The sequence below is a fragment of the Gilliamella sp. B14448G11 genome, from assembly GCF_016101765.1.
Taxonomy (GTDB): domain Bacteria; phylum Pseudomonadota; class Gammaproteobacteria; order Enterobacterales; family Orbaceae; genus Gilliamella; species Gilliamella apicola_N.
In genome coordinates, this window is sequence record NZ_JACFPX010000007.1 from 110,966 (window position 1) to 123,096 (window position 12,131).

15 protein-coding genes are annotated in these 12,131 nt (G+C 31.8%); 10 read left to right on the forward strand and 5 right to left on the reverse strand.

The window, feature by feature from the left end:
• Positions 1-34 precede the first annotated feature (34 nt).
• Entirely contained in the window at positions 35-940 is a 906-nt protein-coding gene (locus H3S88_RS06965; protein ID WP_198228448.1) for a LysR family transcriptional regulator, read from the reverse strand.
• A 1,105-nt stretch (positions 941-2,045) separates the two neighbouring features.
• Here H3S88_RS06965 and H3S88_RS06970 point away from each other — a divergent pair.
• The 9 genes from H3S88_RS06970 (at position 2,046) to H3S88_RS07010 (ending at position 9,036) form a co-directional block, all read left to right on the forward strand.
• Positions 2,046-2,666: a hypothetical protein gene (locus H3S88_RS06970; protein ID WP_198228450.1), complete on the forward strand. Its 621-nt coding sequence runs from the start codon at positions 2,046-2,048 to the stop codon at positions 2,664-2,666.
• 90 nt (positions 2,667-2,756) lie between these two features.
• Positions 2,757-3,506: an AfsA-related hotdog domain-containing protein gene (locus H3S88_RS06975; protein ID WP_198228451.1), complete on the forward strand. Its 750-nt coding sequence runs from the start codon at positions 2,757-2,759 to the stop codon at positions 3,504-3,506.
• 14 nt (positions 3,507-3,520) lie between these two features.
• On the forward strand, positions 3,521-4,351 hold the full coding sequence (locus H3S88_RS06980) for a hypothetical protein (RefSeq protein ID WP_198228452.1): 831 nt from the start codon (positions 3,521-3,523) through the stop codon (positions 4,349-4,351).
• Positions 4,352-4,600 (forward strand): tautomerase family protein, encoded by a 249-nt coding sequence (locus H3S88_RS06985; protein WP_198228453.1) that lies wholly within the window; start codon positions 4,352-4,354, stop codon positions 4,598-4,600.
• On the forward strand, positions 4,581-5,258 hold the full coding sequence (locus H3S88_RS06990; protein ID WP_198228454.1) for an HAD family phosphatase: 678 nt from the start codon (positions 4,581-4,583) through the stop codon (positions 5,256-5,258). Before H3S88_RS06985 ends, H3S88_RS06990 begins: the two co-directional genes overlap by 20 nt.
• A 58-nt stretch (positions 5,259-5,316) precedes the next feature.
• Positions 5,317-6,492, forward strand: coding sequence for an acetyl-CoA C-acetyltransferase (locus tag H3S88_RS06995; RefSeq protein ID WP_198228472.1), 1,176 nt, complete (start codon positions 5,317-5,319; stop codon positions 6,490-6,492).
• Positions 6,493-6,507: 15 nt separating this feature from the next.
• The gene (locus tag H3S88_RS07000) at positions 6,508-7,710 is read left to right on the forward strand and encodes an MFS transporter (protein WP_198228455.1); all 1,203 of its coding nucleotides are present in this window, start codon (positions 6,508-6,510) and stop codon (positions 7,708-7,710) included.
• 12 nt (positions 7,711-7,722) lie between these two features.
• A complete protein-coding gene (locus tag H3S88_RS07005) occupies positions 7,723-8,496 on the forward strand; it encodes an SDR family oxidoreductase (protein WP_198228456.1) in 774 nt (257 codons plus the stop codon).
• Between the two features lie 87 nt (positions 8,497-8,583).
• On the forward strand, positions 8,584-9,036 hold the full coding sequence (locus H3S88_RS07010) for a hypothetical protein (RefSeq protein ID WP_198228457.1): 453 nt from the start codon (positions 8,584-8,586) through the stop codon (positions 9,034-9,036).
• Between the two features lie 20 nt (positions 9,037-9,056).
• Here H3S88_RS07010 and H3S88_RS07015 read toward each other — a convergent pair whose 3' ends face one another.
• Positions 9,057-9,227: a hypothetical protein gene (locus H3S88_RS07015; RefSeq protein WP_198228458.1), complete on the reverse strand. Its 171-nt coding sequence runs from the start codon at positions 9,225-9,227 to the stop codon at positions 9,057-9,059.
• A 110-nt stretch (positions 9,228-9,337) separates the two neighbouring features.
• On the opposite strand from H3S88_RS07015, the gene H3S88_RS07020 reads away from it, so the two are divergent.
• The gene (locus H3S88_RS07020; RefSeq protein WP_198228460.1) at positions 9,338-10,342 is read left to right on the forward strand and encodes an aldo/keto reductase; all 1,005 of its coding nucleotides are present in this window, start codon (positions 9,338-9,340) and stop codon (positions 10,340-10,342) included.
• Positions 10,343-10,419: 77 nt separating this feature from the next.
• Here H3S88_RS07020 and H3S88_RS07025 read toward each other — a convergent pair whose 3' ends face one another.
• From H3S88_RS07025 to H3S88_RS07030, 3 genes are all read right to left on the reverse strand, one after another.
• Positions 10,420-11,325 (reverse strand): DMT family transporter, encoded by a 906-nt coding sequence (locus H3S88_RS07025; protein ID WP_198228462.1) that lies wholly within the window; start codon positions 11,323-11,325, stop codon positions 10,420-10,422.
• A complete protein-coding gene (locus H3S88_RS13350) occupies positions 11,318-11,446 on the reverse strand; it encodes a hypothetical protein (RefSeq protein WP_255519203.1) in 129 nt (42 codons plus the stop codon). Before H3S88_RS13350 ends, H3S88_RS07025 begins: the two co-directional genes overlap by 8 nt.
• 271 nt (positions 11,447-11,717) lie before the next feature.
• Entirely contained in the window at positions 11,718-12,059 is a 342-nt protein-coding gene (locus H3S88_RS07030; RefSeq protein ID WP_198228464.1) for a DUF6708 domain-containing protein, read from the reverse strand.
• Positions 12,060-12,131 lie beyond the last annotated feature (72 nt).

Consider the following 12,131-nt stretch of genomic DNA (forward strand, 5'->3'; position numbering starts at 1 on the left):
AGAATATCGAATAATTTTCAGATAATTCTTTTAATCACTCATTTTCAAAATAATCAATAATCGCTTGATTTATAGCATTTTTCTTCAAATTCTTCTGCCAAACAAGATATATATTAATGCTTAATTTCATACTTTGACTATTAATTAATTTTTTATATACCACGCCATCAACTTTTGCTTGAGTCATTGATTGAGGTAAAAGCATCATAGCTTTACCTAACGATACCTCAAGTAGCATTGATAGATTATCCGGAAGCTCCGGACGACGAATAAGAGGTAAATTTAGTGTTTTAAACACTAGCTCACATTGCTTATGAAATATAGGATTTAAATATGGTTTAAACCAGAAGAGAGGTAAATCAGTTACATCATTAAGATCGACTTTTTCTTGTTCACTACATTTATGGCTGTTAGGTAAAACTAATATCATCGGTTCTTTGTATACTAATAAATTGTTTTCAATTTGCTCTCCCGTTTGGTAATCAGAAACTAAGGCAAAATCGATGTTTTCTTTTTTTAGTTCAAATAGAAGTTCTTTGGATGTATAATTATGTTTATAAATTTCTATTTCATCACAAAAATTAGAGAAAAACATATCAAAATATGGAATGAAGTCAAAACAAAGGGTTTTAGTTGTACCGAAAATAACCTTCTCAATATTGCTTGATTTAATTGATCTAACGGTTGAGCAAAGTTCATTTAATAAAAATGTAGCTTTTATTTTAAAATCTTCTCCTTCTTTTGTTAAAACAACTTTATGTGAATTTCGTAAAAATAAAGTTTGTTCCAATTTTTCTTCTAAATCTCTAATTTGAATTGAAAGTGGTGGCTGGCTTACTCCCAACTTTTCAGCCGCTCCTCTAAAACTTTTCGCCTCACAAACAGCCACAAAATACTGTAACTGTTTAATTGTAGGCAATCCTTTGCTATAAATGTTCACGATATATAAAACTCCTAAAAATTTGCTTCAATATAACCTTCAATATACTCTTTAAATACTATAACCCAATTCGGTATATAATTTTTACCTTAAAATTGTAAATATGGGGCTGAAACTACCTACCCTGTCTGATAAAACTTGCTTCAATTCATTACTAGATATGCTTTCTTCAATAAACTTTGATGGAACGAAGCACATCGCCTCCCATTGTCAGCAATTTCAATAATAAGATCTGTATCATCGATAATCAAATATGGATTTACATAAACTTCATTAGGTTGTAACGTACTTATATTCGTTGATATTCAATTTATATTATCATTTGCATTGATTAAATTTTTATTCAATATCGATAAAGTTAGAATTGCATCCGATTTTTTGAAGAATTCTTCAGATGGACATAATATATTTTTTGACACCAGCAATTTTTTTGCTACCCAATCACTTTCAATTAGATTTCCAACACAAATAGCTATATCAATATTCTAATAGATAAGTCAACTATTCGATTTGTTCCCATTAAATCTATTTTTATTCTAGGTATTCTTTAATAAACGAAAAAATATATTTACCAACACTCTGATGATTTTAACTTATTTATAAAGTTACTTTTATGATTAGTGATAATTTATGATGATAATCCTCTAAATCTTAATTAGTTAGAAAACTCTTCAACTAAATTAGTTAACCTATCATATTTTCTTAACATTATTAGGAAGATCTGTTTGATAATTCTATCCCTTAAGCATCCACCAATTATTTTTTTAAATTGAGTTAAATTTCTGCTTATTGCTGAGGATCGTATTAATAGTCTGTTGGATGCTTTAACAAAATTATCGTCTTTAATTATGATAATAAAAATTTTTTAGTCATCAATTTATTGTGTCATTTTTGAAATTTCATTTTTTTTATCATCATACCATAAATACATTATAAACAAACTTAACAAAATTTATTTATTTTTTTGATAATTATTAAATTTATTAAAAACTGTTTTACCTTTGATATTAATTTCATATCGCAAAATAAGTATTTCTGTATTCCTATTTTTTTGTTTACAGTTTTCAACTATTACATAAATAACTAACAATTAAAGGAGAAAGTTATGACATCACAATACTTATTAGTAAATCATTATCCAGTAATGGAAGGAAAAGAGAAGGAGATTCAGGATCTAGCCGAGAAAAATTCAAAGGCTCTTCCTGAAGTAAGTAGTTTCTATATTTCTCAAGATGAAGGCGAGTTAATTGAATTCATTAGTTTAAGTTCACTAAATGAACTGGCTAAATATGAAAACAATTTAGCTTCAGCCTTCACCGATTACGCTAATTATCTCTGTGGAGATATTAAACGAGAACTACTTACTTATGTCGAAAGCCCTATTAGTTCAAGTACGGCAGTTCCACAAACTAAATATGTTCAACTTCGCCATGTTGAAGTCTTACCTACTGCATATCAGCGTTATCTGAAATGGCGAAATGAAACAATTTTTGAGGTAGTTCGTAATAATTCAACCACAATTGAATCATTTGACGCCTACCATTCACTTATTAGCCAGATTCCAGGTGTAATGTTTATTTCATGTTTTAACGGCTCAGTTGAAACTTATCTTAAACCATTTACCGATGATAATTATAAAAACATTGTTACTCAAGCTGGAGATAGTTATATCACTGGAGGTAATGAAGGTCTTTACACTAAAATCTACAAAAAATTAGGGATGTAATATATATTTTAATTATAAATTATAAGAAGTTATAAGAAGTTATAAGAAGTTAAAATAAATTATTATAAAGATGTTATAAGGAGAAATGTTGTGAAAAAATTAGTAGTTGTTGGTGATAAATTCGGTGAGTTTGCAAAATTAAATGGGACAATCACTCAAACCCAGCTTTCCATGTTGACTCAAATACCAGCAAAAATATTCACTAAGAAAAATTATTTAGTTCCAGGACAGGGATGTAAAAGAGATGAGGTCAGTCGTTTTGTTAAAGATATCGAGAATTCTGAACATTTAGATATGTCTTCACTCATTTCATTTTATGGATGTGAAGTTTTACCAAATAAGTATACTCATCAAATCAATATTCATAATGTTTTGATTGGTCAAGCTAAACAACTAAATGATACTCTATTTGAATTACCATTCATTCTTGACGAAAGAAATATGCTGATGGGGGATCATCAGACAGGTAGACACGTTCAAGGCATGATTATAACAGAAGCTTTTAGACAAACTTTTATTGCAATAACAGAAGAATTTTACCTTAATGATGACAATAACCAAGATAAATATTTTGTCATTAACGGAATGAATATTCAGTTTGAAAACTTTTTATTTCCTTTACCTGCACAAATTTATTTTGAGCTTATCAACATTGATAAGAATAATTATCGAACCAAAGTAAAAGCGAAAATAACTATAAATCAGGCTAACAAAGTTTGTGCCACTATGAATACTGATTTCGCAGTATATCCTGTTAATGATCTTTCAAAAAAAGAAGCAGTGTTAGCAAATGAAGCACTGAACTCATACTTGACAGATTCTCTCAACAATGTTGCATAGGGAAGGAAATATCAATGTCTAAGTTTCAATTAACACCAACAACGCAAGGACCTTTATATCCACCATCAGAGATCGTGGATAAAAATGGTGACTTTGTTGTTGTTGGAAACATTATTAGGGAGGACAAAGCCATTTCATGGGGAATGGCTATTGTCTCAAAGAATAGCACTGTCCCTAAATTTGGAGAAATATCCGCTTATTCAGTTAAGGAAGAGTTGAATGACATTAGTGAAGAAAAACTATCAGAAATAGAATTATTTACATTGCCATTACCACTTCCTTTAAATAATTACCCGATGGTATTTGCACCTGAGCAATGTGCCAATGCTGCACAGATACATCGTCCAAGCCTCCCATTAAATAAGGGTTACATTTATGACTATCGAGAAAGTGATGGGCGTAGAAAATTACCAAAGATTGTACTAAGCGATTGGCTTAAAGCAGAAGGCAGTGTTGAAATTAATACTGATGGTTTCTCGGCCAGATTTGATTTTAGTTTTAAAAATTTAGTTCCAAATAGTCTTTACACCGTGATGAGTTTAAGAGAAAAAGATCTTGATCCAAATGAGTTAACTCGACCTGGTCCATTAGGGATACCCAACGTTTTTATAACAGATGAAAAAGGAAATGGTAACTATTTTGCTATTTTAGATAATCCATTTCCGAAACATGATGAAAACAGCAATCGAATCATTAACATTATTGTTTTATTCATGAGTTCTCAACAGTCATATGGTGGTGCAATTGGGTATTTTGGTTTAGGGGGAGATGTACACGCACAACTCAAATTAAGTCAAAATGATTTATTAAATTCTTTACTAACGAAACCACTACAGGAGAAATAAATGCCACATTTACACATTTTAACTTGGCCAATAAATAGTGATGAAAAAGCCAAAAAACTATTAGAAGGAATAACTAGTGTCGTACATAACACATTAGGTTGCCCACTCGATAAAATTTCTATTAGCATTCAGGAAATTTCACCGTCACGATGGTCTGATGCAGGTGTCGTAGGCACTGATCCTGATTTCGCAAATAAAAGTAGACTGAAGGAAATTAAGGATAATCATCATGAAGCAAATAAAAAGTGATTCAATAAAATTACCCGCAGCCTTTTTTGATGTTGATGACACACTAATAACAATCAAGAGTATGTTTGATTTTTTTGAATATTTCTGTGAAAAGAAAAAGTTAAACAGTTTGAAAATTAAATTTGATGAAGCTTTTAAACAAGCTAGGGCCAGTAATGTACCTAGAGAAAAGCTAAATTCGATGTATTACCAATTCTTATCAGGTATATACATGGATGAACTAGTCGCAATCGGTAAAAATTGGTTTAGTAACAATGTTCTTGCAAAAGATGTATTTATAGAGAAGACAAACAGATGTTTATGTCAACATCAAGAAAAAGGAGAAAGAATAATTTTTGTCTCAGGTTCGATGCTACCCCTTTTGCAGCCTATTGCTGAACATTTCAAAATTAAAGACATTCTTTGTGTTCATCCTGTTGTTGACGAAAAAGGTGTCTTGACCGGTGAAATTAGTGGAATACAGACTATTGGTGCTGGAAAGGCTGAGGCAATGAAAGAATTTGCTTCCAAGGAAAAAATTAATCTAAACACCAGTTACAGTTATGGCGACGATATTTCAGATCTAGATATGTTGTCTTGTGTAGGTAATCCTGTATATGTTGGTAATAATCCTATCATGCTGGATCACGCTAAACGCCATAACTGGATAATTTTATAATCTTTTTAATGAAATAATAAATAAAAATACTTATGACTATGTTGGAGAAAGAATGAATATGAAAGATGTTGTTATTGTTGCAGCAAAAAGAACTGCTATTGGAGCGTTTCTCGGTGGATTTGCTAATATACCAGCTACCGAATTGGGTGCTATGTTAATTAAAAATATGTTAGAAGAGTCAAATATCCCAGTCAATGAAGTAGATCAAGTTATTATGGGACAGGTTTTAACTGCTGGATGCGGACAAAATCCAGCTAGACAGACTGCTATTAAAGCTGGTTTACCAGAAAAAGTAACTGGATTAACTGTTAATAAGGTTTGTGGTTCAGGACTTGTAGCTATCAACTTAGCTGTGCAAGCGATTAAAAATGGAGATGCCCACATGATTATTGCTGGCGGGCAAGAAAGCATGTCAATGGCTGGACATATTCTTAAGGGAGGGCGACAAGGTAAACGTTTAGGTAATTTAGAATTAGTTGACACACTTATACATGATGGATTAACTGATGCTTTCAATCAATATCATATGGGTATAACAGCCGAAAATGTTGCTGAAGAATATAATATTTCTCGTGAAGAGCAAGATAATTATGCACTATCTTCTCAAAATAAGGCGCTTAAGGCCATACAAAATAATTCTTTTTTAAACGAAATAATACCAATAAAATTAACCACCAAGAAAGGTGAATTAATTATTGATAAAGATGAAGGCCCAAGAGAAACTTCTTTAAATAAGTTATCGACGCTACAACCTGTTTTTAAAAAAAATGGAGTAGTTACAGCTGGAAACGCATCATCCATAAACGATGGAGCTGCTGCAGTGATTGTATGCAGTAGAGAAAAAGCTTTATCTTTAGGATTAATTCCATTGGTTTCTATTTCTGCATTTGCCAATACAGGTATCAACCCAGCTTTTATGGGATTAGGTCCTATTAGTGCGATTCAAGCTTGTTTAAAAAAAGCATCTCTGTCAATTGATGAAATTGATCTATTCGAATGTAATGAAGCTTTTGCATCACAAACCATAGCTGTACAAAAAATATTAAATTTGCCAGAAGGCAAAGTAAATGTTAATGGCGGAGCGATTGCATTAGGTCATCCAATTGGTGCCTCTGGTTGTCGCATATTGGTTTCACTTATCCATCAATTAATATCTCGTAAACTTAATACTGGTATTGCAGCACTATGTGTCGGTGGTGGTGAAGGTGTTGCGATGAGTATTACTCGAGAGTAAAGAGGAATTTACATTATGGAATCAGCGATAATGCCAACAAAAGAGCAAAAACAGACAAAATCAAAAACAAGTGTTATGGTTTCTGCTGTACTAATTGTTCTTTTAGTTGGTTCGGTTTATATCAGCCAGCTCATTTTTCAGGAAATTTCAAAAAGCTTCAATATAGATATTCTTGAAGCACGAAATGTTTTTAGCCTATCTTGTTTTTTCTATGCAATTTCATTTTTTATTTATGGTCCATTATCAGATAGAGTCTCAACAAGATTATTAGTTCTTTTTGGTTGTATCGGAACAGTTTTTTGTCTGTGTATATCTGGGATAATCCAATCATTCAATATATATTTGTTCATTATGTCATTGATTGGTTTTTTTGCTGCATCAGTCCCCGCAGCATTATTTGCTTATACGGCTAAAAACACACCTAATGAAAAATTGCCTCAAGCAATGGGAATTATGATATCTGCTTCTATTATAGGTATTATTTTTAGTAGAAGCGTTGTAGCCATGATGACAGATCACCAGTCTTGGCAATTTGCCTTCATTATTTATGCGTGTTTAATTATTTGTGCTTGCTTTTTTATTCCATCCGGAATAAAAAAAGCAAACAATATTACATCTAGTATTAATATTATTAACACTTATCTCTCTGCAGCTAAATTACTACTCAATAAAACGGTTATTATTTTTTTATTAGTCGGTTTTTTACTCTTTTTTGTTTATCTAGGATTATCCTCTTTTTTAACATTTTATTTAAAAGGTGAACCATTTAATCTTTCATCTACTGTTTTGGGATGGTTAAATTTTGCAGGAATGAGCGCAGTGATTGGAGCAATGATTACTGGTAAATTATCTCAATTCATGAGTAAAGAAAAACTGTTAATCATATGCTTATTATGTGTAACCATTTCAGTTGTCATGATTGGATACAGTTCAGAACTATTCTGCATAGCATTCGGTATTTTTTGTTTGTTTCTTTTTGTTTTTGGTATTCAGCCAATTGTAATTTCTATGCTTAATCAGATTGTACCAATTAATTCTAAAGGAGCTATATCTTCTTTATACTTATTATCTTGTCTAGCTGGAGGTAGTGTTGGTACATATATGTTAGGTATTCTTTATGAAAACTTTAATTGGAATGGAGTAATTTTAACCTGCATAATTTTAAGCTTAATTAATGCAGTTTTCGCTTTGTTGGGTATTCAATTAATAAAAAAATAAAAGGAAGTTAAAATGCAAACAATTATGATCACAGGTGGTTCAGGTTCAATAGGAAAAGGTATTGCGAAGGTTCTTTTAAATGATAATTATAGAGTTATTCTAATTGGAAGGAATCCTCATAAATTATTTGCTACCCAGCAGGAATTAGAGTTGGAAACAAATAATAAAAACATTATTACTTACACAATAGATATCAGAAATGAAGTCCAAGTAGCCTCAAAATTACTTTCAATTTGGGAAAGTACTCCTATTGATGGTCTAGTTAATGCTGCAGGTTTTGGTGAGCCTATTGATTATTTTTCATCTTTGAAAAATGATTGGGATGAGTCATTTCAAAGCAAACTTTGGGGCTCAATTAATATGACAAAAAATGTAGCTAAATTAATGATGGAGCATGAGATTAATGGCAAGATCATCATTATAAACGGTACATTCTGTTATGATCCAAATCCAGATTTCATCATCAATAGTACTGTAAACGCCGCACTTTCTGGTTTTGCAAAAGCTGCTTCAAAATATTTGGGTACACGTGGCATTTGCCTAAATGTTTTAAATCCATGGATTACAGAATCTGAATCTTGGCAAAAAACAGCTACTAACTTGGCTAAATTCTTTGATACAACACCAGAATCCTTAAATGAAAATTTCAAAAAAATGAATCCATTAAAAAGATTTACTGATGTTAACGATATTGGTCACGCAGTCTCTTTTTTATTAAATAAAAAAGCTAATTATATTAATGGTGCGTCGATCAATCTCGATGGAGGAGCATCAATTGGATTTTGATACATTTATGAGGAAAATACTTATTAAGAAAAAAATTCTTTTAAGCACAATTGCGTTTATATTTTTAACGTTATATGCAGGATGAGTATGGCTGAATCAACGGCGGTTTCAACATTATTTAAAGCACCTACAGGAATTGCTTTTGATAGCACTGGAACTATGTATATTAATAATTTATCAGGAAATCCTATCACTATGATAAAAGCGAATGGTGATAGAGAGGCTGTTTATTCGGGTATTTCATCACCAGCAGAGATTATGATAGCTGGGGAGGATAACATCTATGTGTCTTCATACAGTGACAATTATATTCTGAAAATAGTTGCCAATGGAAAATCTCAAAAAATATCTGATGGCTATCGTACTCCAACTGGAATCACATTTTCTAATTTAAGGCAACTACTGATAACCAATCGTTCAACAGGAGAAATCGTTTCTCTTGATTTAAAAAACGATAAGAAAACGGTAATTGAACGCGGATTAGCTACACCAGTTGGTATTAGTCAACTTCCTGATAATAGTTTAATTGTTTCACAATAGAGTGGTCGCCTTACATTAATTCAACCTAATGGAGATAAAATTGAATTAGGTGAAAGATTTAATTGATTAGGTGTTGGTGTTGCGGTTATTTCACCTGACATAGTTACCATTATCGATAACGGTTCGGGGTATGTGAGTAAAATTAATTTGAAAACAAAAGAAGTAAGCATCTTTACTTGGGGCAATTGCATTAACATATCATAATAATCGTTATTACATAGGAATATGGAATAATGGAACTGTATATATGTTTAATGACAATTAATTTCTTAATATATCATAATAAATTGGAATTAACTAAATGAATAAATTACCTGAACGAACATTAGGTTCAAATATTAAAGTCGGCGCCATGGGGTATGGCGCTATGGGGTTAAGTGAATTTTATGGGCCTACAAATGATCAACAGTCATTAAAACTGCTGCACTCAATTATAGATAATGGCGTGACCTTGATTGATACCGCTGATATGTATGGTCGTGGTCACAATGAATCACTCATTGCTTCATTTCTAAAACAATTAACTTCTGCCCAACGAGAAAAGTTAGTCATTGCGACTAAATGTGGTATCGATAGAAGCAATACAGTCGGATATGGACGAAATATAAATAACTCACCTGAATACATAAAATCTTGCTGTGAGGCATCACTAAAACGCCTAGACGTTGATCAAATAGATCTATTTTATATTCATAGAATTAGCCCTGAAAATCCAATTGAGGAAACGATGGAAACATTGGCAAACTTGGTCAAAGAAGGGAAAATTAAACATACAGGACTTTGTGAAGTTACTACTGACCAGTTAATTCGCGCACATTCAACATTTTCAGTCGATGTTGTCCAAACTGAATATTCACTTTGGACGAGAGATATTGAAGATAATATTTTACCATTATTAAAAGAGTTAAATATCGGTTTGGTACCTTACTCTCCACTTGGTCGAGGATTTTTGACAGGAAAATATCAATCTGAAAAAGATTTTTCAGATGGCGATTTTCGAAAAACTAATCCAAGATTTGTGGGTGATAATATTGAACAAAACAAAAGACTATTAGAAGCAATACAACCAATGACTATTAAATATAATTGTACTAGTGGACAGATTGCTTTAGCTTGGTTGATGGCTCAATGGGATAGCATTGTTCCAATTCCAGGAACAAAGCAAGAAAAATATTTGATAGAAAATGTAAATGCTTGCTTTATTAAACTTGAAGAAGAAGATATCTCGCTACTTAATGATTTGAAAAATTATATAAGCATACATGGAGATCGTTATACACCTGAAGGCATGAAAGGTATATTTTAATCAACGGTTATTTAAAAAATGAGGGCGTAAAAACCGCCCCATTACTAAAATGCTCCCCCCCAAAAAAACAATATACATCAGTGGTTCGTAACGGTTTTATATGAACCTGTAACAAGGATTACACCACAAATGACAATTAATGCTCCACAGATTTGTAACAGATTAGGCACTGATTCAGTAAATAATGCTAACATCATAGTAAATACAGGTACTAAGTTGAAAAATACAGCTGTATTGGCTGCCCCGATTTCTTTAATGCCAAAATTCCAAAATAAATACGCCAGTACCGTACCACAAACGGCCATATATACTAATATTAAATGATTTTTTATTGTTATATTACTGAGTGATATAAGTAAATTGTTGTTATAAACTGTAAATAATAAGATCCCTATGGTACCAAATAACATTGTATAAGTTGTAGTTTGTAAAGGTGTCGAGTTAGATATATATTTTCTTGAACCAACAGTGTACGTCGCCCATGCGAGATTACCCAACATAATAATTAGATCGCCTGAACTGAAATTAAGCGAAATTAAATTCATTATTGAACCATTACTTACGACAATAACCACGCCAAATAAGCTAATCAGCATACCGACAGTTTGGATTAGAGTAATTTTATGTTTATCAATCATTGCCGCCAACAATGCTGTTGTTATCGGAGATGTAGCCATTATCAATGCCCCATTGATAGCTGACGTAGTTTTTAAACCAATAAAAAACGCTAAATTAAAGCCGGTTATACCTAATAAACCTAGGGCTATAAATGCAATCCAGTTCTTTTGTAGTGCCATAAGATTGCTTCGATCTTTTAATAACATGAAAATCATTATAATTATCGTTGCAATAAAAAATCTTTCGGTTGCAACAGCAAAAGGAGATGCATCCGCAACGACTGATGCGCCAGCATTAAAATTAGATCCCCAAAAAAAAGTGGAAAGAGTAACTGCTAGTAACACTAAATATCTATTGTTAGGCATGAACTCTATCTCCATAAAATGCATTAAGGATTGTCGAAAATAGATGATCTCTTTCTTGTAATAATCTAAAAGCCATTTTATTACCAATCTCACTTTCAGTACCTGCTATAAATACATTCATAATTAATATCCTTATGTTGATAGTATGATTGGGGTAAAATAATATTATTATCTCATTTATAGTACAATAAACGTATTTTGAATATAGAATTCCAAAAATGAAAAAATCAATTTCTTTAAATGACCTAAATCTTTTTATAAATGTCGTTCAGGCAGGTAGCCTTACTAAAGCTTCAGATTGACCAATAACTCTAACTAACAATGACCTATGGACATTAAGCTCAGTAAAAACAATAAACTCTACATACATAACACGGATGATGTCTATGACATCATGCAACGTATTTTACGCCTTGAAATGGTATGTCCACATATACATAGACTTTGCCGGTTTTACGGTTAAAACGTACCGGGTAGTCGGTAGGCCAAATAGTGACTTTTGCTAATTGCATTAGACATAAAAATAATGCAAGCAAAGAAACAATAATTACACCCAAAGAAAAGGCTCCATCACTATATATATGATAAGGTCTAATATCGAGAAAAAGCTGTATTCCAAGATAAATGAAAAATATAAACACTCCACATCCAGTTAGCTTTTCAATCATCTCTAAAGTACGACCAAATTGGTCATCAGTGCGTCCTATTTCGATAAGGGTATCTGGTATGTCCACACTTTTTAGTACCAAAAAGATAAGGTCATCGATTTCTTTTGTATTCAATCGGTGACTGATAATTTAATGTTG